Annotated in this window: 20 protein-coding genes, 14 tRNA genes, 2 rRNA genes, 1 pseudogene and 1 riboswitch; of the genes and pseudogenes, 34 read left to right on the top strand and 3 right to left on the bottom strand. The window is 41.8% G+C overall.

Annotation, left to right across the window (positions count from 1 at the left end):
• The 21 genes and pseudogenes from CFK37_RS01895 to CFK37_RS01795 all read left to right on the top strand — a co-directional run bounded on the left by CFK37_RS01895 (window position 1) and on the right by CFK37_RS01795 (window position 10,091).
• A 23S ribosomal RNA gene (locus CFK37_RS01895) occupies window positions 1-2,920 on the top strand.
• 117 nt (window positions 2,921-3,037) lie between these two features.
• Window positions 3,038-3,153, top strand: a 5S ribosomal RNA gene (rrf, locus tag CFK37_RS01890).
• A gap of 104 nt (window positions 3,154-3,257) precedes the next feature.
• A tRNA-Asn gene (locus CFK37_RS01885) sits at window positions 3,258-3,332 on the top strand.
• A gap of 1 nt (window position 3,333) precedes the next feature.
• Window positions 3,334-3,425, top strand: a tRNA-Ser gene (locus CFK37_RS01880).
• A gap of 14 nt (window positions 3,426-3,439) precedes the next feature.
• Window positions 3,440-3,514: transfer RNA gene (locus CFK37_RS01875), tRNA-Glu, on the top strand.
• Window positions 3,515-3,521: 7 nt separating this feature from the next.
• Window positions 3,522-3,597 (top strand) — tRNA-Val (locus CFK37_RS01870).
• Between the two features lie 177 nt (window positions 3,598-3,774).
• Window positions 3,775-3,851, top strand: a tRNA-Met gene (locus CFK37_RS01865).
• 28 nt (window positions 3,852-3,879) lie between these two features.
• Window positions 3,880-3,956 (top strand) — tRNA-Asp (locus CFK37_RS01860).
• A 34-nt stretch (window positions 3,957-3,990) separates the two neighbouring features.
• A tRNA-Phe gene (locus CFK37_RS01855) sits at window positions 3,991-4,066 on the top strand.
• Between the two features lie 29 nt (window positions 4,067-4,095).
• Window positions 4,096-4,180 (top strand) — tRNA-Tyr (locus tag CFK37_RS01850).
• Between the two features lie 15 nt (window positions 4,181-4,195).
• A tRNA-Trp gene (locus tag CFK37_RS01845) sits at window positions 4,196-4,269 on the top strand.
• A gap of 11 nt (window positions 4,270-4,280) precedes the next feature.
• Window positions 4,281-4,356: transfer RNA gene (locus tag CFK37_RS01840), tRNA-His, on the top strand.
• Window positions 4,357-4,382: 26 nt separating this feature from the next.
• Window positions 4,383-4,457 (top strand) — tRNA-Gln (locus CFK37_RS01835).
• Between the two features lie 4 nt (window positions 4,458-4,461).
• A tRNA-Gly gene (locus CFK37_RS01830) sits at window positions 4,462-4,536 on the top strand.
• 13 nt (window positions 4,537-4,549) lie between these two features.
• Window positions 4,550-4,623 (top strand) — tRNA-Cys (locus tag CFK37_RS01825).
• A gap of 20 nt (window positions 4,624-4,643) precedes the next feature.
• Window positions 4,644-4,725, top strand: a tRNA-Leu gene (locus CFK37_RS01820).
• Between the two features lie 174 nt (window positions 4,726-4,899).
• Window positions 4,900-5,772: a DMT family transporter gene (locus CFK37_RS01815; RefSeq protein ID WP_089060312.1), complete on the top strand. Its 873-nt coding sequence runs from the start codon at window positions 4,900-4,902 to the stop codon at window positions 5,770-5,772.
• Window positions 5,773-5,875: 103 nt separating this feature from the next.
• Window positions 5,876-6,508, top strand: a complete 633-nt coding sequence (locus CFK37_RS01810) for a YczE/YyaS/YitT family protein (RefSeq protein ID WP_425445367.1) — start codon at window positions 5,876-5,878, stop codon at window positions 6,506-6,508.
• 170 nt (window positions 6,509-6,678) lie between these two features.
• Entirely contained in the window at window positions 6,679-7,890 is a 1,212-nt protein-coding gene (fdhA, locus tag CFK37_RS01805) for a formaldehyde dehydrogenase, glutathione-independent (RefSeq protein ID WP_089060310.1), read from the top strand.
• Window positions 7,891-8,154: 264 nt separating this feature from the next.
• Window positions 8,155-9,620, top strand: a pseudogene (locus CFK37_RS01800) (SulP family inorganic anion transporter).
• A gap of 54 nt (window positions 9,621-9,674) precedes the next feature.
• On the top strand, window positions 9,675-10,091 hold the full coding sequence (locus CFK37_RS01795) for a universal stress protein (RefSeq protein WP_089063505.1): 417 nt from the start codon (window positions 9,675-9,677) through the stop codon (window positions 10,089-10,091).
• Between the two features lie 36 nt (window positions 10,092-10,127).
• Here the strand turns inward: CFK37_RS01795 and CFK37_RS01790 are convergent, their stop codons facing one another.
• Window positions 10,128-11,243: an NAD(P)/FAD-dependent oxidoreductase gene (locus CFK37_RS01790; protein WP_089060309.1), complete on the bottom strand. Its 1,116-nt coding sequence runs from the start codon at window positions 11,241-11,243 to the stop codon at window positions 10,128-10,130.
• A gap of 118 nt (window positions 11,244-11,361) precedes the next feature.
• On the opposite strand from CFK37_RS01790, the gene CFK37_RS01785 reads away from it, so the two are divergent.
• A complete protein-coding gene (locus tag CFK37_RS01785; RefSeq protein WP_089060308.1) occupies window positions 11,362-11,880 on the top strand; it encodes a hypothetical protein in 519 nt (172 codons plus the stop codon).
• 38 nt (window positions 11,881-11,918) lie between these two features.
• On the opposite strand, the gene CFK37_RS01780 is transcribed toward CFK37_RS01785, so the two are convergent.
• Entirely contained in the window at window positions 11,919-13,421 is a 1,503-nt protein-coding gene (locus tag CFK37_RS01780) for an FAD-dependent oxidoreductase (RefSeq protein WP_172840443.1), read from the bottom strand.
• Window positions 13,422-13,586: 165 nt separating this feature from the next.
• Between CFK37_RS01780 and CFK37_RS01775 the strand changes: the two genes are divergently transcribed.
• A complete protein-coding gene (locus CFK37_RS01775; RefSeq protein ID WP_089060306.1) occupies window positions 13,587-14,513 on the top strand; it encodes a manganese-dependent inorganic pyrophosphatase in 927 nt (308 codons plus the stop codon).
• A 166-nt stretch (window positions 14,514-14,679) separates the two neighbouring features.
• Window positions 14,680-16,365 carry an IS1182 family transposase gene (locus CFK37_RS01770; protein WP_245837290.1) on the top strand — a complete coding sequence of 562 codons (1,686 nt, stop codon included), beginning with the start codon at window positions 14,680-14,682 and terminating at the stop codon, window positions 16,363-16,365.
• 262 nt (window positions 16,366-16,627) lie between these two features.
• Here CFK37_RS01770 and CFK37_RS01765 read toward each other — a convergent pair whose 3' ends face one another.
• Entirely contained in the window at window positions 16,628-16,828 is a 201-nt protein-coding gene (locus tag CFK37_RS01765; RefSeq protein WP_089060305.1) for a cold-shock protein, read from the bottom strand.
• A gap of 251 nt (window positions 16,829-17,079) precedes the next feature.
• Here CFK37_RS01765 and CFK37_RS01760 point away from each other — a divergent pair, with 251 nt between their 5' ends.
• From CFK37_RS01760 to CFK37_RS01715, 10 genes are all read left to right on the top strand, one after another.
• Complete coding sequence (locus CFK37_RS01760) at window positions 17,080-17,475, top strand: HIT family protein (RefSeq protein ID WP_089060304.1); 396 nt, start codon at window positions 17,080-17,082, stop codon at window positions 17,473-17,475.
• Window positions 17,476-17,558: 83 nt separating this feature from the next.
• On the top strand, window positions 17,559-18,896 hold the full coding sequence (locus tag CFK37_RS01755) for a dihydrolipoyl dehydrogenase family protein (protein WP_089060303.1): 1,338 nt from the start codon (window positions 17,559-17,561) through the stop codon (window positions 18,894-18,896).
• Between the two features lie 75 nt (window positions 18,897-18,971).
• Complete coding sequence (locus CFK37_RS01750) at window positions 18,972-19,343, top strand: rhodanese-like domain-containing protein (protein WP_089060302.1); 372 nt, start codon at window positions 18,972-18,974, stop codon at window positions 19,341-19,343.
• Between the two features lie 2 nt (window positions 19,344-19,345).
• On the top strand, window positions 19,346-19,786 hold the full coding sequence (locus tag CFK37_RS01745) for an SgcJ/EcaC family oxidoreductase (RefSeq protein ID WP_089060301.1): 441 nt from the start codon (window positions 19,346-19,348) through the stop codon (window positions 19,784-19,786).
• A 106-nt stretch (window positions 19,787-19,892) separates the two neighbouring features.
• The gene (gene mscL / locus CFK37_RS01740; protein WP_089060300.1) at window positions 19,893-20,276 is read left to right on the top strand and encodes a large conductance mechanosensitive channel protein MscL; all 384 of its coding nucleotides are present in this window, start codon (window positions 19,893-19,895) and stop codon (window positions 20,274-20,276) included.
• A gap of 702 nt (window positions 20,277-20,978) precedes the next feature.
• A complete protein-coding gene (mscL, locus tag CFK37_RS01735) occupies window positions 20,979-21,368 on the top strand; it encodes a large-conductance mechanosensitive channel protein MscL (RefSeq protein ID WP_089060299.1) in 390 nt (129 codons plus the stop codon).
• A 51-nt stretch (window positions 21,369-21,419) separates the two neighbouring features.
• Window positions 21,420-21,529, top strand: a riboswitch (TPP riboswitch).
• A 110-nt stretch (window positions 21,530-21,639) separates the two neighbouring features.
• Entirely contained in the window at window positions 21,640-22,647 is a 1,008-nt protein-coding gene (locus CFK37_RS01730) for an ABC transporter substrate-binding protein (RefSeq protein WP_089060298.1), read from the top strand.
• Between the two features lie 2 nt (window positions 22,648-22,649).
• Entirely contained in the window at window positions 22,650-22,940 is a 291-nt protein-coding gene (locus tag CFK37_RS01725; RefSeq protein ID WP_089060297.1) for a thiamine-binding protein, read from the top strand.
• Window positions 22,940-23,698 (top strand): ABC transporter permease, encoded by a 759-nt coding sequence (locus tag CFK37_RS01720; RefSeq protein ID WP_089060296.1) that lies wholly within the window; start codon window positions 22,940-22,942, stop codon window positions 23,696-23,698. Before CFK37_RS01725 ends, CFK37_RS01720 begins: the two co-directional genes overlap by 1 nt.
• Window position 23,699: 1 nt before the next feature.
• Window positions 23,700-24,434, top strand: a complete 735-nt coding sequence (locus CFK37_RS01715) for an ABC transporter ATP-binding protein (protein WP_089060295.1) — start codon at window positions 23,700-23,702, stop codon at window positions 24,432-24,434.
• Window positions 24,435-24,458: the final 24 nt, after the last annotated feature.

Raw genomic sequence — 24,458 nt, 5'->3', positions numbered from 1 at the left:
AGTTAAGTGAAGAAGAGCGCACGGTGGATGCCTTGGCACTAGGAGCCGATGAAGGACGGGACTAACACCGATATGCCTCGGGGAGTCGTAAGTAGACTTCGATCCGAGGATTTCCGAATGGGGAAACCCGCTGTTCGTAATGGAGCAGTACGCGTATCTGAATACATAGGATACGTGAGGCAGACCCGGGGAACTGAAACATCTTAGTACCCGGAGGAAGAGAAAGCAAATGCGATTTCCCAAGTAGCGGCGAGCGAAACGGAATCAGCCCAAACCAGAAAGCTTGCTTTCTGGGGTTGTAGGACACTCCATTGGAGTTACAAAGAAATGCTTTAGATGAATCGATCTGGAACGATCAGCCAAAGCGGGTAAGAGCCCTGTAATCGAAAAAGCGTTTCCTCCGGAGTGGATCCTGAGTACGGCGGAACACGAGGAATTCCGTCGGAATCCGGGAGGACCATCTCCCAAGGCTAAATACGACCTAGTGACCGATAGTGAACCAGTACCGTGAGGGAAAGGTGAAAAGCACCCCGGAAGGGGAGTGAAAGAGATCCTGAAACCGTGCGCTTACAAGTAGTCGAAGCCCGTTTATGGGTGACGGCGTACCTTTTGTAGAATGGACCGGCGAGTTACGATCGTATGCAAGGTTAAGTGGAAGACACGGAGCCGCAGCGAAAGCGAGTCTGAATAGGGCGAAATAGTATACGGTCGTAGACCCGAAACCGTGTGATCTACCCATGTCCAGGGTGAAGGTCAGGTAACACTGACTGGAGGCCCGAACCCACGTATGTTGAAAAATGCGGGGATGAGGTGTGGGTAGGGGTGAAATGCCAATCGAACACGGAGATAGCTGGTTCTCTCCGAAATAGCTTTAGGGCTAGCCTCAATAGATGCGTACTGGAGGTAGAGCACTGATTGAACTAGGGGCCCTCACCGGGTTACCGAATTCAGTCAAACTCCGAATGCCAGCTACGTTACGTTGGGAGTCAGACTATGGGTGATAAGGTTCATAGTCGAAAGGGAAACAGCCCAGACCGCCAGCTAAGGTCCCAAAGTATACGTTAAGTGGAAAAGGATGTGGAGTTGCCCAGACAACCAGGATGTTGGCTTAGAAGCAGCCATCATTTAAAGAGTGCGTAATAGCTCACTGGTCGAGTGACTCTGCGCCGAAAATGTACCGGGGCTAAACGTATCACCGAAGCTGCGGATTGTTCTTCGGAACAATGGTAGGAGAGCGTTCCAAGTGCTGTGAAGTCAGACCGTGAGGACTGGTGGAGCGCTTGGAAGTGAGAATGCCGGTATGAGTAGCGAAAAAAGAGTGAGAATCTCTTTCACCGAAAGCCTAAGGTTTCCTGAGGAAGGCTCGTCCGCTCAGGGTTAGTCGGGACCTAAGCCGAGGCCGAAAGGCGTAGGCGATGGACAACAGGTAGATATTCCTGTACCACCTCATGAATGTTTGAGCGATGGGGGGACGCAGTAGGATAAGGAATGCGCACTTCTGGAAATGTGCGCCCAAGCAGCAAGGGAGTTGGATTGGCAAATCCGTCCAACAATTCTGAGCTGTGATGGGGAGGGAACTATAGTACCGAAGTTCTGGATTTCACACTGCCAAGAAAAGCCTCTAGTGAGTTCATAGGTGCCCGTACCGCAAACCGACACAGGTAGGCGAGGAGAGAATCCTAAGGTGATCGGGAGAACTCTCGTTAAGGAACTCGGCAAAATGACCCCGTAACCTCGGGAGAAGGGGTGCTCCTTTAAGGAGGAGCCGCAGTGAATAGGCCCAAGCGACTGTTTAGCAAAAACACAGGTCTCTGCGAAGCCGAAAGGCGAAGTATAGGGGCTGACACCTGCCCGGTGCTGGAAGGTTAAGGGGAAGAGTTAGCGCCTTCGGGCGCGAAGCTTAGAACCGAAGCCCCAGTAAACGGCGGCCGTAACTATAACGGTCCTAAGGTAGCGAAATTCCTTGTCGGGTAAGTTCCGACCCGCACGAAAGGTGCAACGACTTGGGCACTGTCTCAACGAGAGACCCGGTGAAATTATACTATGTGTGAAGATGCACATTACCCGCGACAGGACGGAAAGACCCCGTGGAGCTTTACTGTAGCCTGATATTGAATGTTGGTACAGCTTGTACAGGATAGGTGGGAGCCATCGAAACCGGAGCGCTAGCTTCGGTGGAGGCATCCGTGGGATACCACCCTGGCTGTACGGACATTCTAACCCAGGACCGTAATCCGGTTCGGAGACAGTGTCAGGCGGGCAGTTTGACTGGGGCGGTCGCCTCCCAAAGAGTAACGGAGGCGCCCAAAGGTTCCCTCAGAATGGTTGGAAATCATTCGAAGAGTGTAAAGGCAGAAGGGAGCTTGACTGCGAGACCTACAAGTCGAGCAGGGACGAAAGTCGGGCTTAGTGATCCGGTGGTTCCGCATGGAAGGGCCATCGCTCAACGGATAAAAGCTACCCCGGGGATAACAGGCTTATCTCCCCAAGAGTTCACATCGACGGGGAGGTTTGGCACCTCGATGTCGGCTCATCGCATCCTGGGGCTGTAGTCGGTCCCAAGGGTTGGGCTGTTCGCCCATTAAAGCGGTACGCGAGCTGGGTTCAGAACGTCGTGAGACAGTTCGGTCCCTATCCGTCGTGGGCGCTGGAAGTTTGAGAGGAGCTGTCCTTAGTACGAGAGGACCGGGATGGACACACCGCTGGTGTACCAGTTGTTCCGCCAGGAGCATAGCTGGGTAGCTACGTGTGGCAAGGATAAGTGCTGAAAGCATCTAAGCATGAAGCCCCCCTCAAGATGAGACTTCCCATCACTCTAAGTGAGTAAGATCCCTCAGAGACGATGAGGTAGATAGGTTCGAGGTGGAAGCGTGGCGACACGTGGAGCTGACGAATACTAATCGATCGAGGACTTAACTAACCATTGATTGTCATCTATTTAAGCTCTTATTTAGTTTTTAGGGTATAAAATGAAAAAAGGTCTTGCATTTCGAAAGAAATATGACTATAATATATTTTGTCCTTAAATTTAATATGGTCTGGTAGTTATAGCGGAGAAGTCACACCTGTTCCCATGCCGAACACAGCAGTTAAGCTCTCCAGCGCCGATGGTAGTTGGGACTTTGTCCCTGCAAGAGTAGGACGCCGCCAGGCACAATCCATATAACAGCTTGACCTAACGGAATAAGTAAGGTCATGTAGGAGAAGACCTTTGTGGTAATTAAAGTCAAATTGGATTATATTCTTTATCTGATTATTCCACAGTAGCTCAGTGGTAGAGCTATCGGCTGTTAACCGATCGGTCGTAGGTTCGAATCCTACCTGTGGAGCCATGGAGAGCTGTCCGAGTGGCCGAAGGAGCACGATTGGAAATCGTGTAGACCGCTAACGTGGTCTCGAGGGTTCGAATCCCTCGCTCTCCGCCACTTTTTAAAATATTGGCCCGTTGGTCAAGTGGTTAAGACACCGCCCTTTCACGGCGGTAACACGGGTTCGAATCCCGTACGGGTCACCACTTACTTGGAGGATTAGCTCAGCTGGGAGAGCACCTGCCTTACAAGCAGGGGGTCGCAGGTTCGAGCCCTGCATCCTCCACCATGTTTTCTAACTTAATATTCACTCATATCGCGGGGTGGAGCAAAACCGTAAACATCTTGAAATACTTCAATGTAGGTTTTGTGAGGAGTGTCTCTACAAAGAGATACTTGCAACACGACGAAAAGTCAGTTAATTATCAAGATAGAATGCATGTTCTAATTCAGTACTTTCTCATATCGCGGGGTGGAGCAGTCTGGTAGCTCGTTGGGCTCATAACCCAAAGGTCGCAGGTTCAAATCCTGCCCCCGCAACCAATTATTTTTATGCGGTATTACATAAAGTGGTCCGGTAGTTCAGTTGGTTAGAATGCCTGCCTGTCACGCAGGAGGTCGCGGGTTCGAGTCCCGTCCGGACCGCCACTTTCATAAAGTTTAAGTTTCATTTGTACATAAAGGCTCAGTAGCTCAGTCGGTAGAGCAAAGGACTGAAAATCCTTGTGTCGGCGGTTCGATTCCGTCCTGAGCCACCATTTTTGCATTTAAAGATTTATTTCATAATGGAGGGGTAGCGAAGTGGCTAAACGCGGCGGACTGTAAATCCGCTCCCTCAGGGTTCGGCAGTTCGAATCTGCCCCCCTCCACCATTAAAAATATAGCGTAGGGGTATAGTTCAACGGTAGAACTGCGGTCTCCAAAACCGTCAATGTGGGTTCGAGTCCTGCTACCCCTGCCATTTTGTTTATGGCGGTCGTGGCGAAGTGGTTAACGCACCGGATTGTGGCTCCGGCACTCGTGGGTTCGATCCCCACCGGTCGCCCCATTAAAAATTAATTATTAATTTCCTATTGGGCTATAGCCAAGCGGTAAGGCAGCAGGTTTTGATCCTGTCATTCCCAGGTTCGAATCCTGGTAGCCCAGCCATTTTGCGGAAGTAGTTCAGTGGTAGAACATCACCTTGCCAAGGTGGGGGTCGCGGGTTCGAATCCCGTCTTCCGCTCCATAAAAATGTTTACGGCGGCATAGCCAAGTGGTAAGGCACAGGTCTGCAACACCTTTATCACCGGTTCAAATCCGGTTGCCGCCTCCAATAGTATATTTTATAGATTTGCCAGTGTGGCGGAATTGGCAGACGCGCACGACTCAAAATCGTGTTCCTTCGGGAGTGCCGGTTCGACCCCGGCCACTGGTATCGGAAGAAATACAAAAAAGACTTTCCTTTATGGAAGGTCTTTTTTGTTATTGGCAAAGAAAATTTAAAATAGCCTTTATAGTGAAACAAAACGATTTCTTAGTAAAGTTTAAATTGCTACAATAGGAATATTAATAAACTCTCAGGTTCTTTGTAGATTGGGGTCATGTATACTTGAATAAAACATTGTTTGCTCTATTAATTGTTACGACAACAGGTTTAATGGGTTCTTCGTTCGCGGTTGGGAAGATAGGGTTGAACTATATTTCGCCCCTATTACTGGTCGGTATCCGTTTCACGCTAGCGGGGATATTAATGGCTGTGATTGTTCTTTTGTTGAAACGGACTCATCCGGTGAAAATAAGCGACTGGCTTAAAATAGTGCTTGTAGGTATTTTTCAAACAGCCTTGGTTATGGGTTCAATTTTTTTAAGTTTGCGTACAATAACTGCAGGGGAATCTTCTATTTTAACATTCATTAATCCTTTGCTTGTGGTTATTTTTGGAACCTTTTTTATGGGAATGAAATATCGCTGGGTCCAGTGGTTGGGTGTATTAGTCGGATTTTTAGGGGTTTTTATAACATTGGGTGCAAGTTTGGATATAAGAGAAGCAGGTACTCTTCTAGGGCTATTGAGTGCGGTTTCCTGGGCTATTGCAACATTGATCTTAAAAAAGTGGGGGACTTCATTTGATACATGGGTCTTAACTGCTTACCAAATGCTTTTTGGGGGCATTTTACTATTAATAGCCAGTGGACTATTTGAAGAGGTTCACATTGTGTTTACTTCTGTATCGATATTTATAATTGTTTGGCTAGCAGTGATGGCCTCCATTGTTCAATTCGCCATCTGGTTCTTCCTTTTGGAGAAAGGGGATCCGGGGAAAGTAAGTGCTTTTTTGTTTCTCGCACCATTGTTTGGTGTCATTTTTGGCTGGATCCTGCTGCAAGAACAATTTCATTTATCAACATTAATAGGTGGAAGTCTAATATTGGCCGGAATATTTTTGGTGAATTATGCACCGAAAAAGGCGAGCATGAGATAGCGTCTCTTAATTCGTAACGGGAAATTCCTGCTTGCATCTTAATCGGTCATCATGCAATATAAATGTAATGTAAATAGAGAGAAGGATGCATGTGAATTATGTAATGCGCTGGGCAATTTTTGTAGTCGGTTTAATGTTTTTCAGTCTTGGTATTTCGGTAACAATTAATGTACAGCATTTGGGGATTCACCCTTGGGACGTACTTAATGTTGGATTATATGAAAAATATGGCTTTACCATTGGAACATGGAATATTGTCTGTGGAATTATTCTTGTTATCATTTCTTATATTCTTGATAAGCGGTATATCAAGCTTGGAACGTTTTTGAATGCATTGCTCGTTGGCTCATTTGTCGACTTATTTTTATGGCTGGACTTTTTACCTGGTGCTGCACATACGTGGGTCGATGTCGTTATACTTTTGATAGGGATAATTTTCATGGGATTTGGTGGCGGCATGTATAATGCAGCGGGTGTTGGGTCAGGTCCGCGTGATGGATTCATGCTGTCTATTTCAGATAAGACTGGGTTTCCTATCAGACGGGTAAGAATCGTTACAGAAACAAGTGTATTGTTAATTGGACTGCTTCTCGGCGGACCCGTGTTCATCTTTACATTTTTATTTACGTTTATTCAAAGTCCTTTATTTCAATACTTTTTCCTGAAAATCAGTGCATTACTTAACCATATGGAAAAGCCTTCTGATGAAAATAAGAAGGCAAAATCAGCTGGATAAAGTAGTAAAAATCCGTTTTACACATTCATTCTATGGGAATGGAAAGAATGTGTATAACTTTTAAAAGTAGATAACTGAATATTCAACTATAGGAGGAGCTGAGTTGATGTAATTTGAAAACATATTGTACTGGATGGATCATTTGGCAACTACTTATTAGGAGGATAAGAATGGCTGATAATCGAGGAGTTGTTTATACAGGTTCAGGTGGTGTCGAAGTAAAGGACATAAAATTTCCTGATTTAATTCTTGAGAATGGACCAGGTGTACCAGAAGGGAATGCAGGTCGTAAGTGTGAGCATGGTGTTATTCTAAAAATAATTACTACCAATATATGTGGCAGTGATCAGCATATGGTGCGCGGACGGACAACTGCACCATCGGGATTGGTACTTGGTCATGAAATAACGGGAGAAGTTATTGAGGCTGGACGAGATGTCGAGTTTATTAGCAAAGGTGACTTTGTTTCTGTTCCTTTTAATGTTGCTTGCGGCCGGTGTAAAATGTGTAAGCGTCAGGATACCCATATTTGTACACATGTAAATCCACAGCAACCAGGCGGGGCATATGGCTATGTCGATATGGGCGGCTGGGTTGGCGGTCAGTCTGAATATGTTATGATCCCTTATGCGGACTTCCAATTATTAAAGTTCCCTGATAAAGACCAGGCAATGGATAAAATATTGGATTTAACTATGCTGTCAGACATTTTTCCAACGGGCTATCATGGTGCTGTTAGTGCTGGTGTAACAACTGGTTCAACTGTCTATGTTGCTGGTGCCGGACCGGTAGGATTGGCAGCAGCTCACTCAGCACAGCTACTGGGAGCAGCTGTAGTTATCGTAGGAGATCTTAAGCCAGAACGCTTGAAACAAGCGGAAAGTTTTGGCTGCGAAACAATTAACCTAAAAAAACATGATAATGTCGGGGAACAAATTGAACAAATTTTAGGTGAGCCTGTAGTAGACTCAGCAATTGATGCGGTTGGATTTGAAGCATATGGACATGGGACAGACCATAAAGAAGCACCTGCAACGGTTTTAAATACCATGATGGACGTCGTTGAAGCAGGTGGTAAGATGGGTATTCCGGGACTATACGTAGTGGAAGATCCAGGCGCATCAGATAAGGATGCACAACAAGGTTCATTGAAGGTTAACTTTGGTGTCGGCTGGTCAAAGGCACAGCATTTTGTTACGGGACAAACCCCTGTCATGAAATATCACCGCCAACTGATGAATGCCATATTGAATGGTAAGGCAAACATAGCAAAGGCGGTTAATGCAACGGTAATTTCACTTGATGAGGCACCCCAAGGGTATGATGACTTTGATAGTGGTGTTTCCAAGAAATTTGTAATAGATCCACATGGTATGTTGTAGAAGAAGAAAGATCAAGATACAAGAATAAATAGATTAAAAGGATGTATAGAAATCCGAGTTAGCTTACAAGATTTGCTACCTCGGATTTTTGTATGCAAGGAACTATGTAAGTATATGCAAGTATTAGCTAGAATAATAAAGTATATCAGGGATAACAGCGCTTACATAGGGAGTTTTTCATTGTTTCTAAATGTGGTATGATACATAAGTTATCTACGGTTAAAGCCTTGTAGAAGGCTTTTCAAAATAATAATAGAAAGAGGTATGGATTTGAATTTAGAACAAATAAAGAAGGATTGGTTTGGGAACATAAGGGCGGATATCCTATCTGGTATGGTAGTAGCAATGGCACTAATACCAGAGGCGATAGCATTCTCCATTATTGCAGGTGTAGATCCAATGGTTGGTTTGTATGCATCGTTTTGTATCGCAATTGTGATTTCTTTTGTCGGCGGAAGGCCCGCGATGATATCAGCAGCAACTGGCTCCATGGCATTGCTAATGGTGTCGCTTATCGCGGATTATGGTTTGCAGTATTTACTGGCAGCAACCATTTTAACAGGAATTATTCAAATTTTATTCGGTGTTTTTAAATTAGCAAGGGTAATGAAATTTGTCCCGCGTTCGGTGATGGTAGGTTTTGTGAATGCATTGGCCATTTTGATTTTCATGGCACAGCTTCAGCATTTTGTGGGAGAGACCTGGGTAATGTACGTGTTAGTGGCTCTTACTCTAGTTATTATTTATGGGTTTCCTAGAATAACAAAGGCTGTTCCATCAACACTTGTTGCTATTATCATTATTACATTAATAACGGTCTTTGGTGGAATTGATAGTAAAACGGTAGGGGACTTAGGAAATTTGTCATCGCAGTTACCAGTGTTTTTACTGCCCTCGATTCCATTAACATTCGAAACATTAATGATTATCTTGCCATATTCGCTGGCCCTTGCAGTTGTAGGTTTACTTGAAACATTACTGACAGCAAGTATTGTCGATGATATGACAGATACGGAAGGGAATAAAGATAAAGAAAGTCGTGGCCAAGGAATAGCAAATATTGTTGCTGGTTTCTTCGGGGAATGGCAGGATGCGCGATGATTGGTCAGTCAGTTATTAACTGTAAATCAGGTGGAAGGGGCAGATTGTCCACATTTGTTGCAGGCTTATTTTTAATGTTTTTGATAATTGTATTGAGTAGTGTTGTTGTCAAAATTCCAATGGCAGCACTAGTTGGTGTTATGTTTATGGTTTCAATTGGAACATTTGATTGGTCATCATTAAGGAATTTGCATAAGTTGCCTAGAACAGATGCGGTAGTAATGGTGACAACCGTCGTGATTGTAATTCTTACAAATGATCTTTCAAAGGGTGTTTTTGCAGGCGTACTATTAAGTGCCATTTTCTTTGCCGCAAAAATTTCCAAGGTGAAAGTGACTAATGAATTAGTGAATGATACGGAAAAACGCATTTATTATGTAAATGGTCAATTGTTCTTTGCATCTGTGACTGATTTCACGAAAAAATTTACTTTCCATGATACCGTTGAGGAAGTAGAAGTTAATTTGAGCAACGCGCATTTATGGGATGACTCTGCGATCGGTGCATTAGATAAAATTGAAATGAAATTCGAACAGCAGGGAATAAGCGTTACGTATACGGGATTAAATGAAGATAGTCAGCATTTGAAGAATCGGATTGGCGGGTTATCAAAAGCGTCTGGTCACTAAAGAGTTTATTGGGTGGATGTAAAAGAGTTAATAAATCAAATGGAGGTGCAGCTCTTGTTTCAAAACATTTTATTGGCGACCGATGGCTCCGAGCATTCGCTGCGATCAACAGATCATGCAATTGAACTGGCGCAAAAGTTTGCAGGCACTATTAAAGTGATTTATGTTGTAGACGGACAAACATCAAAATCTGATGTATTGCATAACGCAGATAAATTTGAAGTGGAAAGAAGCCGCCGGGAGAAAATACACACTGTGGAGCAATCGCTTCACCGTTCAGCTGTCCCATATACTGTGGAAGTCTTGCACGGGGAACCTGGACCTACGATTGTTGAATATGCGAATGAACATGATTTTGACTGTGTTGTGATTGGAAGCAGAGGACTTAATAATCTGCAGACATTCATTTTAGGCAGTGTCAGCCATAAAGTGGCTAAAAGGGTAAACTGCCCTGTCCTTATCATTAAATAGGTAGAAATAGCCCAATTTGGTCTGAACCAAATTGGGCTATTTTATCGCTTGTGCAGCGGAGTAATCCTCTAATGGAACATCCACTTCTTGCTGTAATGCTAGTTTGGCCAGCTGCATACCAATAAACGGGCCCATCGTTAGGCCGGATGCTCCCAAACCATTTCCGATTAATAATCCGTCAAAATCGGGTACAGCGCCAAATATTGGTAGGAAATCTGGCGTGAAAGGTCTGAATCCTACACGGGTTTCAAGAAATGTGCATTCTGATAATGCCGGAGCAATAGTTAATGCCTTTGATAAAATTTCATGCACACCGCCAATAGTAACACGATGGTCAAAACCTATATTATTCTCATGGGTAGCTCCAAGAACAATGTGATTACCCGCTAATGATAAAATATACTGGTCATTTGGTGGCATAATAACGGGCCAATCGGAAGAATCCATGTTTGGAAACTGGACATGTGTCAGCTGTGCCTTTTGTGACGTAACGTCAATATCTATTCCTAAAGGATGTAGAAGGTCAGGCATCCACACACCATTTGTTGCAATGACAATATCAGAATAAATGATTTCTCCATTTACTCGTGCGCCAGTAATTGTTTTTCCTTCATGAAGAATGGTGGCATCACCAGTAATAAACTGGGCACCATATTTTTGAGCACCCCTAATAAGCGACATACACAGCTTCCCGCCATCGACACGAGCGGCACCAGTAACGTGAATTGCCTGATATCCGTCCTCTAGAGGTGGAAAAAGAGCTTTTGCCTGTTTATGGTCAAGAAGGGATATATCACCTATTTCAGGTGCATCTGCGCGACGTTTCAGGGCCCTTTTTCGCATTGCTTCCAGCTTTTCAATGGAGGTATGGATGCTTAATGCACCAACCTGGTCATATCCCGTGTCCTGCTCGCCATCAGTTGCCAGCGAGTGAATTATCTCAGGATATACTTTAGCGCCGCCTTTAGCCAATCTGTACCACTTTTGATTTCGTCGCTGCGACAACCATGGGCAAACGATACCAGCTGCAGCATCGGTAGCTTTTCCGAAATCCGCGCGGTCAACAATCGTTATTTCAGCGCCATTTTTAGCCAATTGATAGGCTGTCGATGCACCCAATATTCCTCCGCCAATTACAATAATTTTTGTCATATAAAAATCCTTTCTTCACTAACTATAAAAATAAATGGGTTGATTGTAAAATTTATCGCCTTTACTAGGGATTTATTTTGGGAATGTGTCATAATAAAATAGAAGGAGGCAAAGACGAATGTATGAAAATATTATAGCAAAAATTTTATTTATTATAGGAGTGGCGGAAATTACAATCGGCATATTTGTTGGCATTGTATTTGGTGCTGCTAATGCAGACTTTGGAAACCAGTTTGGCTGGGGAATATTTTTCACTTGGTCGATTGGTGGATTTATACTTGGGATGTTATTTATTGGCTTTGCTGAAAATATTCAATTACTCCAGCGAATTTACCTCAAAATGGGTGACGATAAGGTGGAGATGGATTTCGAAACTGTAATGGCTGATGAAACATCGACTGCTCCGGAAGACTGGTATTTGCCCGTCGATGACCGGGAGAAAATCGAACACTATTACAAGAACGAGACCATACTTGAGATTACACCGTCACAAATAGAAGGCTATTGCATTGTCAAACTGGAATATGGCTCCAATGAATTTGTACGGGTAGTGGATATCCATGGGTTTGGTGTCCATGAGGTTGAAGATGAAGAAATTAAAAGTTCTATTATTACTTGGTATAATAACTTGGGATAAGAAACTACCCGCTTGGTGAAACAGGTAGTTTCTTTGGATTATTTTTCTGCTTTTCCTAATGGTTCAATTGCTGGGCCTTCAATAACTTCACCTATAGCGTTAAACCTGGATCCGTGACATGGACAATCCCATGTGTGGTCACCGTCATTCCATACTACGCCACAGCCCATATGGGTACATGATATATCAAGGAGATGCAGTTCCCCCTGATTATCGCGGTAAGCGCCAATTTCATCACCGTCGATTTCAATCATGGCACCTTGCCCATTTTCCAAATCCTTGGACTTGGTTGCTTCATTAGCATCAGTTCTGGCATTAGTTTCTGATTCATCTTCCTTATCTGTATCGTTTAACTCCCTAGCAGGAGAAAACAGGGAGGTATATACGTTAAATTTACCTAGTATTAAATCAGTTAATACCTCTGCGCCGATTGTTGCGGCTGATAGTCCCCATTTTCCAAAGCCTGTGGCCGTATAAATATTTTCCTTGTCAGCAAACATTTTCCCTATAAACGGGATTCGATCAGGTGAAAACAAATCATGTGACGACCAATGATCAACAACTTCTATTACACCAAAATGTTTATCCGCATACGCGAGTAGTTCCTCATATCGTTCCTGACTTGATAGCCCGTCACCAGTGTCATGACTTTCACCGCCGACTAGAACGTAATCTTCACCGTCAACTTTCATTGCCCGCATTGTTCTTTTTGGCAGTTCTGCATTGATGTACATGCTACCTGGAAAGGATTTTTCCGTTTTCACAGCTAAAGCATAAGAGCTTTCAGGCTTAAGATGGTTTGAGTAAAAGTCATCCGGCTCATAGATAGGAGCGTGCGTTGCAAATACAATATTTTCACATGTTAAGCTATATCCCTTGTCTGTTTTACATGTCAGGCCATTGTTATTTTCCACGTCCATGACAGTTGTGTGTTCGTAAATTTCCCCACCGTTCTTCTCAATCGCTTTTAATAAGCCATGCAGGTATTTAACTGGATGGAATTGCGCTTGTTTATGCATCACGATTGCTGATTTGATATCAAGATCAAGCGGCATATTCTTAACTAATTCACCATCTATTCCAAGCGTTTCATAAGCATGTGCCTCTCTTTCCAGCCATTCTTCCCAGTCACTTGTTTCTGTGTATACATAGGCATCCGCTTCTTCCAATTCACAATCAATTTTCTCTTCTGATTGAAATTTTTTGACCAGTGCCAATGCTTCCATATTAGCCTGGTAATACTTTTTGGCCGTATCTTTATTGTATCGTTTGATTAATTCATTGTAGATAAGATCATGTTGTGCTGTTAATTTAGAAGTAGTATAGCCAGTCGTTCCACTGACAAGCTGTCTTGCCTCGACTAAGGCAACTTTCTTACCTTTTTTGGCAAGCATATAAGCCGTTGTGATCCCGGCGATGCCCCCACCTGCCACTACTGTATCTACAAGGATGTCTTTGTCCAACTGATTATAATTAGGAAGTTTATCTGTGCTTCTCCAAAATGATGAGGTTTCTTTTTGCAATGATTGTTTATTTGCCATGTGAAAAATCCTCCTAATTTGCAGATTCATTCTTAGTAATATTTATTACCTTAATTTCTACTGATCTAAACAATGGTATGTTTTTTCTTTTGCAATTCCGTACTATAATTGATATAACTAAAAAGGATGAAAGATATTTAAGATATTGGACAGAGGAGAGTTATCATGGTGAAAACACTTATTTTTGGACATAAAAGTCCAGATACAGACACGATAACTGCAGCACTTGCAGCGTCTTATTTGAAAAATAAACTGGGGCAGGACACTCAGGCAGTTCGTTTAGGCGAAGTTAATAAAGAAACTGAGTATGCACTTGATTATTTTAATGTTGAAAAACCAGAGCTAATCGAACACGTACCCGCTGAAATTGAGAACGTCATCTTGGTTGACCACAATGAATTCCAGCAAAGTGTCGATAATATTAAAGAAGTGAAAATTGTAGAAGTTATTGACCACCATCGTATTGCTAATTTCGAAACAAAAGAGCCTCTTTATTTCCGCGTTGAGCCGGTAGGTTGTACAGCGACAATTTTAAAGAAAATGTATGAAGAAAATAACATCGAAATCACAAAAAATATTGCCGGTTTATTGGTATCTGCAATTATTTCTGATTCACTATTGTTGAAGTCACCAACCTGTACCCAGGAAGATGTGGATGCGGCACATGAACTGGCAGAAATCGCTGGAGTAAACCTGGATGAATATGGTCTGGCAATGCTTCAGGCTGGAGCAGATTTAAGTGATAAATCAATCAATGATTTAATTACTATGGATGCGAAAGAGTTTGAAATGAACGGATCAAAAGTGGAAATTGCACAGGTGAATGCTGTTGATACTAGTAAAGTCATTGACCTTCAATCAGAATTAGAGCAGGAAATTAACGCTACTATTGCAGATAAAAAATTAGATTTATTTTTGTTTGTTGTAACTGACATTCTAAACAATGATTCAGAAGTTATTGCCCTTGGACAAGCAAAAGACAACGTCGAAAAGGCATTTAACGTGAAGCTTGAAAACAATCGGGCATTGTTAAAAGGTGTTGTATCCCGTAAAAAACAAATCGTTACCAATCTGACAGATACATTTATGTAGAATGTAAAAGAGGCTGGGACAAAACCCAGTAAATAAAAAAGCGTGGCACTCACCGTTCAGGTGACATACCACGCTTTTTTTATATAATTGTTTATTTTTACTAAACAAAAAGAATCCCCTTTGATAGAATTAAAGTAACCACACAATAATTATCGGAGGGATTCTTATGTTTAAAAATTATAACATAAATCAAGTGGTGTTGCCTTTAGATTTAGAAATAAAATTGGACAAAAATGATATTGCCTATGCAGTAAATGATGTTGTAACACAGATTCCGGAGGAAGCATTCGCTGCCTTTTCCCGTGAAACTGGATGTCCAGCCTATCACCCACAAATGATGATGAAAATTATCTTATGTGCCTACACGCAGTCGGTTTTTTCTGGAAGAAAAATGGAAGGGTTACTTAAAGATAGTGTGCGTATGATGTGGTTAGCGCAAGGTTATGAACCAAGTTATCGTACCATCAATCGTTTTCGTGTGCATCCAGAGGTGAAAGAACTACTGCGTCAATGTTTTGTGCAATTCCGTTGTCAGCTAGTGGAAGAAAAACAAATTGATGAAGAAGCGATTTTTATTGATGGAACCAAGATTGAAGCGAATGCCAATAAATTTACGTTTGTATGGGGGAAATCGGTTGAAAGGTACAGTGCTAATTTGGTGGAAAAATCCAACCAAATGTATGATGAATTATTGGAGAAAGAAATTCTTCCGGAAATCGAACGGGAAAGCCTGGAGGAACTGTCCACGAAAGAACTCGAAAAAGTAGTGGAGCAGCTGGATGGCAAGGTAGAAGCGTATGACAAGAAAATAGAAGCGAGTGAAGACGTAAGCGCACGTAAAAAACTACGGTCTGACCGTAAAGCACCAAAACAATACCGCAAACAATTCAAGGATTATTTGGCGCGAAAACAGAAATACCAAAAAGACATGGAGATCTTCGGAGAACGCAATAGTTATTCGAAGACGGATCATGATGCCACTTTTATGCGAATGAAAGATGATTATATGAAGAACGGCCAGCTGAAAGCTGGGTATAATGTGCAGGCTGCAACCGAAGGACAATATGTGCTCGCTTATGATGTATTCCCAAATCCGACAGATACTCGCACCTTCATTCCATTTCTGGATAACATAGAAAATAATTACTTTAATCTGCCAAAGCACATCGTGGCTGACGCAGGATATGGTAGTGAACAAAACTACGAAGATGTCATCGAGAATCGAAAACGCACACCGCTGATTACCTATAACCAGTATCGAAAAGAGAAGAAAAAGAAGCATAAGAATAACGCTTTCCATACAACCAATTGGGAATATAATAATGAAGACGATACGTTTACCTGTCCAAATAGAAAACAATTAATGTTCAGCCACATGTCCAATCGAACAGATAAATACGGACTAACACGATCGTTTAAAGTTTATGAGTCTGAGGACTGTTCAGGTTGTCCATTGCGTTCCCAATGCACCAAAGCGAAGGAAGGAAATAATCGAAGAATTTATTACAACGAAAAATGGGAACAACAAAAAGAATACATTAAGCAACTGCTTTCGGAAGAGAAAACTGGTGAAATTTACGGCAATCGTAAAATCGATGTGGAGCCAGTCTTTGGATTTCTGAAGGCTAATTTGTGCTTCACTCGTATGTCTGTACGAGGTAAAGAGAAAGTAGAAAATGAAATAGGATTTGCATTCATGGCGGTAAACCTGAGGAAGTACACCGCCATGAAGACAAAACAACCACTAGATAATCAAGACAATCCAACGAAAAATGGTTCTGACCATCAAAAACCGATGATCAGAACCATTTTTAAGTTATTTTTGGCTAGTTATGTCCCAGCCTCTTTTTAGTTTCCTATTGGATCGGTATTTCTATTGGCCAAGGCGAGTACAAGCCGGCTCGTATATAGCCGAACTGGCTTGTATTGTTCTAGGACCGGCATGTATTTCTGCAGCGATCCTGTATTCTGGTGCGCGAATCGCATTCCGACCGTTTATACTGAAGATGTTAGTCAGATATTTATAATACGTCGACCTTTCCACCTCCGATCATTATTTTTTCCCAACAAAAAAACACTTCCCATAGAATGAGAAGTGTTTTATTTAAAGTTACTTACGCTTTAACAACGTTAGTAGCTTGTGGTCCACGGTTACCTTCTTCAACGTCGAAAGTTACAGATTGACCTTCTTCTAAAGTTTTGAATCCTTCGCCTTGGATTGCTGAGAAGTGTACGAATACGTCGTCTCCGCCTTCAACTTCGATGAAACCGAAACCTTTGTCCGCGTTAAACCATTTTACTGTACCGTTATTCATTAAAAATTCCTCCATGTGCGTATCGCACGTTATTACTATTCTTGCTCTTCATCATAATTCAAGACGAGAATCACTATAAAGTTGGTTCTGCAATCCTTAATTTACTACCGAACAACAATAATTAATCTTAGTATAGCACGTTCATTTCCAAGTAGCAACATTTTGGAGAAAAAAGTTTGAAAATAAACTTGTTTTGCATTTTAATCCTTCAGACCGAAAGCTATAATATAAGGGAGAGAGGATGATATAACATGAATACAGCCAATAACTGTCCGCTTTGTGCACCATTTTCCGATAATCAAAAGATTATCTTGCAGGCAGCCACTTGTTACTACATACAAAAGGATTCTGAGCAAGAGGTGCTTGAAGGAAGTGGTTTAATAATCCCAAAGAGTCATAGGCAAACTGTTTTTGATTTATCGGAACAGGAATGGGCGGATACGAGAGAAATGCTGCAAAAAGCTAAGCAATATCTGGATGAAACACACGCACCTGAAGGATATAGTGTTGGCTGGAATACTGGTGAAGTTGGTGGGCAGTCGATTGCTCATGCTCATTTGCATATTATTCCAAGATTTAAAGATGAGCCTTTTGCTGGTAAAGGCATCAGACATTGGATCAAACAACCTGAAAACATGCGTCGATAACCGGTCAATGTTGATGTCGCCTTGTTTACTTCATTTCATGGTAGGGAATTGCATAAATGGATAGTAAGGAGGCGCAATATATAATGAAACAAAACTTTGATTTAATCGTGATTGGGACAGGTCCAGGTGGGGCAAGCGTTGCGTCTAAGTGCGCGAGTGCAGGCTGGAGTGTGGTTATCGTGGATGAAAGAGATTACGGTGGCACTTGCCCTTTAAGGGGATGTGATCCAAAAAAGGTTCTTGTCGGGGCAGCTGAACTGATTGATCACAATAAACGTATGCAAGGAAACGGGATTCACGCAAATTCGGAAATAGATTGGACAGAGCTAATAAAATTTAAAGAGACTTTTACCCAACCAGTGCCTGAGTCTATGGAGAAAAGTTTAGCTGATGCTGGTGTGACAACTTTTCATGGGACAGCACAGTTTGTCAGTGATAAAGAGATTCAGATTAATGGGCAAAAGCTTACAGGTGATAAATTTGTAATTGCAACAGGAGCGACTCCAATGCCGCTTCCAATTGATGGCGCAGAACATCTGACAACGAGTGATCAATTTTTAGATTTGAAGCAATTGCCAAAGCACATCGTCTTTGTAGGTGGCGGCTATATTTCCTTCGAGTTTGCCCATATTGCAGCAAGGGCAGGTGCAGAAGTCCATATTGTTCATCGAAGCGCAAAACCATTAAAAGCGTTTGATCAGGAATTGGTAAACAAACTGATGGAAAAATCCAAGGAAATAGGGATTGATATTCATCTAAATGCTCCAGTAAAGTCTATTGAGAAAAAAGAAAATGGTTATACTGTTAATTCTGATGACGCATCATGGGACACTGATATGGTTGTACACGGTGCGGGTCGTGTTCCTGCGATAAAAAAGTTGAAACTGGATAAAGGCAGTATTGGCAGCGGGAAAAGTGGTGTGACAGTTAATAAATTCCTGCAAAGTACATCAAACGAACGTGTTTACGCGATTGGTGATGTAGCGGATACAGATGGACCGCCATTAACACCGGTCGCAAATATTGACGCAAGTACAGTCATCAGCAATCTTTTAAAAGGAAACCAGAAAGAAGCGGTATATAAAGGTATACCGTCTGTAACATTTACAGTTCCAAAACTTGCAACTGTTGGGATGTCGGCAGAATCCGCAAAAGGCTTGGACAAGGAAATTAATATAAATTACATTGACACTTCTGATTGGTTCACGTACAGCAGAACAAACGAAACGCATGCTGCAGTGAAAATTATTACGGATAAAAACAGTGATCGAATTCTCGGGGCGCATATTCTTAGTGATGAGGCAGATGAATTGATTAACTTCTTTTCAATGGCAATTCAGCTTGATCTAACAACTAAGCAATTGAAAGGAATTAATTTCGCTTATCCCACTACAGCATCAGACATTGGTTCACTTTTATAATAATTGACAAGCAGCGTGTTATACGATAGTTTTCCTAGTAGTAAACACTATCTGATCAATGGGGGTTTGTTGTAATTGGAGAACATCTTAGTTATTATTTTAGCTGCAGTTTTTTATTTATTACTGAAAAGGATAATGCCGGTTGTCGGTGTAAGACATAAGACACCAGCTGAATTAAAGGTGAAATTGAAAGATAAAGATATGCAATTTATTGACGTACGCCCGTCCGATGCATTCAGGCAGGATTATATCCCCGGTTTTGAGAATATTCCATTAAATGAATTATCAGCAGGTATTCAAAAGCTTGAGAGAGGGAATGAGATTGTTCTAATTAGTGATAACCCGAGGGGAATGAAAAAGGCCAGTGCAAAATTGAAGCGACGGGGATTTAGGTATGTTACAACTGTTCAGGGTGGTATAGAGAGCTGGCAAGAAGGGGGCAATTAATTATGACATCAAAGGAAACAAATGAAGTAAAGGAATTATATCAGCGATTAATACATGCATGGAACAATCGGAATGCAAATGGAATGGCACAACTTTATACAAATGAAGGAGATATGATTGGATTTGATGGCAGCCTTGTAAGTGGAAGGGAAGAGATATTCGCACATCTAAAGCCAATCTTCGAGGAACATCCAACACCACCATTTGTCTATAAGGTTAAAGGCATTAGACAGGTAAGTACGGATACGGCAATATTACGCGCAATTGTTGGCATGGTTCCACCGGGAGAAACAGAACTTGACCCCAGTCTTAATGCTCATCAAACGTTAGTGGCTGTAAAAGAAGAAGGGAAATGGAGCATAGAACTCTTTCAAAATACACCAGCACAGTTTCATGGCAGACCAGAATTGGTTAAGAAAATGACAAATGAACTAAGTGAATAATTGTGTGGGAAGGGGTGGCCCGGTAGCATGATCATCCCTTTTTCAGTAGTAAAGCTGTTCAAAAATCGACAATTTATATATAATCGACAAACAGGGGGTGATGTACATGTGGGCAGATTTTAAAGCATTTGCTTTAAAAGGAAACGTAATGGACTTGGCGGTGGCTGTTGTAATTGGGGCAGCTTTCGGTAAAATCATCACATCACTAGTGAATAATATAATCATGCCGCTCATTGGTATTCTTCTAAATGGTGTCGATTTTTCTGGATTATCGTACAAAGTTGGCGATGCGGTGGTTACATATGGTGTTTTTATTCAATCAATCATCGACTTTGTTATTATTGCATTTTCTATTTTCATGGTAGTGCGGTTGCTTATGAAATTTCAGCGTAAGAAAGAGCCAGTAGAAGAAGCGGCACCCGCAATTGATGCTAAAGAAGAGCTGCTATCTGAGATCAGAGATTTATTAAAAAACCAAAACAGTAAATAGGACTTAATGTTTGCAGATGAAGTAAAAAACGGACCCGTTGGTGGTCCGTTTTTTGCATGTAAGGAAATTCTAAAACTTGGCACCATCTGAGCTTACTTAATGAGAGTCTATGCTCAGAAACTAGCAGAGATTTTGGCGGCCGAGCATTTAGCGCAGTCCAAAACATCACGCAGTAATAAGTCAATATCGTTAGCAATAAAAGGAAGGACTCGGCCTGGGCAGAGATTAACTAGGGCGGGTGGATGTGGAAGTCGGGCGAGAATAAGTGGGAACCTAAGGGGAGTCAATCCGACTCGGTAGAGAAATGGCTGTCTCACGATTTTAAGGTGTTGTGGTCCGAGTTCAGCTTGTTGTCTTCCAACTTGGATTATCGGCCAAATTTCGAATAAATCAGCCAAATTCCAGATATATCAGCCAAACCCCGAATATATCGTCCAAACTAAAGATATCACCAGCTTGGTTTTCAGTTATCTTCACCTCTTTGATTTTCGCCATTGCCGGCGATAAGTCAAGTTCATCAAATCTCTTTACCTAAGAGTGCTTGATTAAAATTACCGAAAAGTGTGAGACGTCGATACCCCCGTGATGCACGGACGATTGGCATTAGAAAAATAATTTGTCCGACGCCCGAGCCTTTCATAAAAACTTTCTACTACTATTTTCTGAAATCCCGCTATATATATATAGATGGGGGTGACGAGCTTGTGGTCAGAATTCAAAGCGTTCGCTGTTAAAGGTAATGTACTTGATTTGGCAATTGCAGTTGTAGTTGGCGGGGCATTCGGGAATATCGTCACATCGTTGGTTGACAATATTATTATGCCGTTGATTGGAATTTTGCTCGATGGCATCGACTTTTCCAATCTGATGTACAAGATAGGGAATGCGGAGGTTACATACGGTATCTTTATTCAAACAGTTATAGATTTTGCTATTATTTCTTTCTCCATTTTTTTATCTGTCAAACTATTAATGAAGATACAACCAAAGGAAGATCCTGTTGATAAAAAACCATGCAAAAAGGATTCAAAAGAAGATTTGCTAATAGAAATCAGGGATATACTTAAAAATCAAAATAAGAACAATAAATAAGGTAGCAGATATTCGCTGATTCTGTTACTATATGTTTATACAATTTAATAGACTAAGTTGTGGGGGGACCAGTAATGCTGGTTGAGATTGTATCCGAGAGATACTGACCCTTGGAACCTGATCTGGTTGAGACTAGCGGAGGGAACATGTTTAAACGATGATTACAATTTATTTTCGTATGCGCCCTAGGAAGTGTTCCTAAGGGTGTTTTTCTATTCTCAGAAATGCATCAGCAATCTGGTCATTCCTGAAAAAAATGGGGGAATGGTAGATGAAAAAAATAGTATTCGTACTATGCTGTGCTTTAATTCTAATTCTTACAGCATGCAACAAGGAAAGCGAAACCAGCAAAACTGCAAACAAGCAGGAGTTACAGGAGGTATCAATTGTTCTTGATTGGACACCAAACACCAATCATACCGGAATCTATGTAGCACAGGAAAAAGGATATTTTACTGATCAAGGGCTGGATGTAGAAATCGTTATGCCTGGTGAGGTAGGTGCTGAGCAATTAGTTGCTTCAGGTAAGGCTGACTTTGGTGTGAGTTATCAAGAAGGTGTAACCCAGGCACGAGTCCAGGGCGTTCCTATTGTTTCAATTGCGGCGGTCATCCAGCACAATACCTCAGGGTTTGCTTCACCAAAGGAAAAAGGAATTGATTCTTTGAAGGAATTCGAAGGTAAGACATATGGCGGATTCGGTGCTCCTGTCGAGAAAGCTGTTCTATCTTCGTTAATGAAAGATGCGAATGCCGATATTGATCAGGTAGACATCGTCAATATGGGAAATACGGATTTCTTTACTGCGGTCAAACGTGATATCGATTTTTCTTGGATTTATTATGGGTGGACTGGAATTGAGGCCGAGCTTAGAGATGTCGATCTGAATATGCTTTATCTGACCGATTACTCGAAGAAGCTTGATTACTATACGCCAGTACTTGCTACGAATGAAAAAATGATTAAAGAACACCCGGATACAGTTAAGAAATTTATTGCTGCTGTATCAAAAGGGTATGAGTTCGCTATCGATAAACCGGATAAATCAGCACAAATTTTAATCGATGCTGTTCCAGATTTAGATGCAGAATTGGTAAAGGCTAGTCAAAAATGGCTGTCACCTAAATATCAAGCAGATGCCACAAAATGGGGTGTGCAAAAGCTTGAGGTATGGGAGAACTATGCCAAGTGGATGTATGAAAACGACTTGCTGGATCACAAGCTTGACAGCGAAGCAGCGTTCACAAACGAATTTTTACCAAAAAAAGAGGGGGAATAAACATGGGCAACGCACTTGTAAGTATACAAATAATCCCAAAAACAAAGAACGGGGAAGACGTTATTCCATATGTTGATGCAGCTATTGCTGTAATTAATGAATCAGCTGTGAAATATGAAGTACATCCACTTGAAACAACTATGGAGGGAGATTTGCCAGAACTTATGGCTGTTATTGAAAAAATGAACGAGAAAATGGTGCAGCTAGGTTGTGAGAGTATCATTTCACAGGTGAAGGTCTTCTATAAACCTAATGGTGCATCAATGAATGAATTGACGGTGAAATACCGCTAATGAAATCGCTAATGAAGAAAGGGTGGAGACCAGTATTGGTTCTCCTCCTTCTGTTTTTTCTATGGGAGACGGCTAGTAGAATATTCGAAATCCCAGCGTGGCTTCTTCCGGCACCATCACAAATTTGGAAGGTAGGTGTCGCGGAATGGCCAAGTTATCAGCATCATCTATTCGCGACAATAAGGTTAACCCTCATTGGCTTTTCGATTGGTACACTAGTTGGAATTGTGGTTGCAAGCTGTCTGCATTTACTGCCACTTGTCAGGGAGGCATGTTACCCATTAATAGTCTTATCGCAAAACATCCCGATTATTGTACTAGCGCCGCTGCTTGTAATCTGGTTTGGTTTTGGAATGCTCCCTAAAATTATCATCATCACATTGGTTTGTTTCTTTCCAATTGTTATCGCAGCGCTTGATGGATTCCGGCAAACGGATTCTGACTTGATGCATTACATGAAAATGGCCGGGGCATCAAGAGCCCAATTATTTAAAAAACTGGAATGGCCGCATGCGTTGCCTTCTGTCTTTTCTGGGTTAAAGATTTCGGCAACATACAGTGTAATGGGAGCAGTGATTGCAGAATGGCTTGGCGCAAGTGAAGGAATTGGAGTTTATATGACGCTGGCATCATCGTCATTTCGAACGGATCGTGTATTTGTTGCAATCTTTTTGATTATGATTTTAAGTCTATTGTTTTTTGCATGTATTCATCTCTTAGAGAAAAAAGTTGTAAAATGGAAACCAGAGGAGAATTAAAATGGGAAAACTTCAGGTGAATAATCTGGACAAGGCCTTTGGTGCCAAATCCGTTTTGGAGAATGTGACATTTTCCGTTGACGAAGGAGAATTTGTTTCTCTTTTAGGACCATCCGGCAGCGGCAAAAGTACTTTATTTCATTTGATTGGTGGAATCAGTACACCTGATACAGGGGAAATTTATCTTGATGGCAAGCAAATAAATGGTAAAAGCGGGGCAATCAGTTATACACCGCAATCTCCTTCTTTATTACCGTGGCGGACTATCCTACAAAATGTCCTGCTTGGAGCGGAATTACATGGTGAAAAAAATGAAAAGGAAGCAGTAAAGATGATTAGGCGTGCTGGATTAGCAGGATATGAAAACGCCTATCCACATCAACTTTCGGGCGGAATGAAACAGCGTGCAGCTTTCGTTAGAAGTCTGCTTAGTCCACAGTCTATCATTTGTTTAGACGAACCATTTTCAGCCCTTGATGAATTCACTCGATTGGAAATGCAACAGTGGCTGCTAAAGATTTGGAACGAACATAAGAAATCCATTTTATTTGTAACACATAATCTGGAAGAAGCAATTTATTTATCAGACAGGATTATTGTTCTATCAACCAATCCGGCCACAGTAAAAAAAGAATTTAACATACCATTTACACGTCCAAGAGATGAGCGCATACTATTGAGTGAAGAGTTTCTGCAGTGGAAAAAAGTTATTTACCAAGAGTTGAAAAATTATTAACCTTTTCGGCTGTGAGATTGTTGA

This window comes from Virgibacillus phasianinus (assembly GCF_002216775.1).
Taxonomy (GTDB): domain Bacteria; phylum Bacillota; class Bacilli; order Bacillales; family Amphibacillaceae; genus Virgibacillus_F; species Virgibacillus_F phasianinus.
The sequence above is the reverse complement of the archived record's forward strand: the minus strand, read 5'-3'. Positions and strand labels throughout refer to the sequence as shown.

What these genes read in the sequence shown, in the direction of transcription:
- CFK37_RS01775 (WP_089060306.1), top strand. Translation starts at nt 13,587, where the DNA reads ATGGTGAAAACACTTATTTTTGGACATAAAAGTCCAGATACAGACACG.
- CFK37_RS01755 (WP_089060303.1), top strand. Translation starts at nt 17,559, where the DNA reads ATGAAACAAAACTTTGATTTAATCGTGATTGGGACAGGTCCAGGTGGG.
- CFK37_RS01730 (WP_089060298.1), top strand. Translation starts at nt 21,640, where the DNA reads ATGAAAAAAATAGTATTCGTACTATGCTGTGCTTTAATTCTAATTCTT.
- CFK37_RS01725 (WP_089060297.1), top strand. Translation starts at nt 22,650, where the DNA reads ATGGGCAACGCACTTGTAAGTATACAAATAATCCCAAAAACAAAGAAC.
- CFK37_RS01780 (WP_172840443.1), bottom strand. Translation starts at nt 13,421, where the DNA reads ATGGCAAATAAACAATCATTGCAAAAAGAAACCTCATCATTTTGGAGA.
- CFK37_RS01715 (WP_089060295.1), top strand. Translation starts at nt 23,700, where the DNA reads ATGGGAAAACTTCAGGTGAATAATCTGGACAAGGCCTTTGGTGCCAAA.
- CFK37_RS01785 (WP_089060308.1), top strand. Translation starts at nt 11,362, where the DNA reads ATGTATGAAAATATTATAGCAAAAATTTTATTTATTATAGGAGTGGCG.
- CFK37_RS01765 (WP_089060305.1), bottom strand. Translation starts at nt 16,828, where the DNA reads ATGAATAACGGTACAGTAAAATGGTTTAACGCGGACAAAGGTTTCGGT.
- mscL (WP_089060300.1), top strand. Translation starts at nt 19,893, where the DNA reads ATGTGGGCAGATTTTAAAGCATTTGCTTTAAAAGGAAACGTAATGGAC.
- CFK37_RS01760 (WP_089060304.1), top strand. Translation starts at nt 17,080, where the DNA reads ATGAATACAGCCAATAACTGTCCGCTTTGTGCACCATTTTCCGATAAT.
- CFK37_RS01790 (WP_089060309.1), bottom strand. Translation starts at nt 11,243, where the DNA reads ATGACAAAAATTATTGTAATTGGCGGAGGAATATTGGGTGCATCGACA.
- CFK37_RS01720 (WP_089060296.1), top strand. Translation starts at nt 22,940, where the DNA reads ATGAAATCGCTAATGAAGAAAGGGTGGAGACCAGTATTGGTTCTCCTC.
- CFK37_RS01770 (WP_245837290.1), top strand. Translation starts at nt 14,680, where the DNA reads ATGTTTAAAAATTATAACATAAATCAAGTGGTGTTGCCTTTAGATTTA.
- fdhA (WP_089060310.1), top strand. Translation starts at nt 6,679, where the DNA reads ATGGCTGATAATCGAGGAGTTGTTTATACAGGTTCAGGTGGTGTCGAA.
- CFK37_RS01810 (WP_425445367.1), top strand. Translation starts at nt 5,876, where the DNA reads ATGCGCTGGGCAATTTTTGTAGTCGGTTTAATGTTTTTCAGTCTTGGT.
- CFK37_RS01745 (WP_089060301.1), top strand. Translation starts at nt 19,346, where the DNA reads ATGACATCAAAGGAAACAAATGAAGTAAAGGAATTATATCAGCGATTA.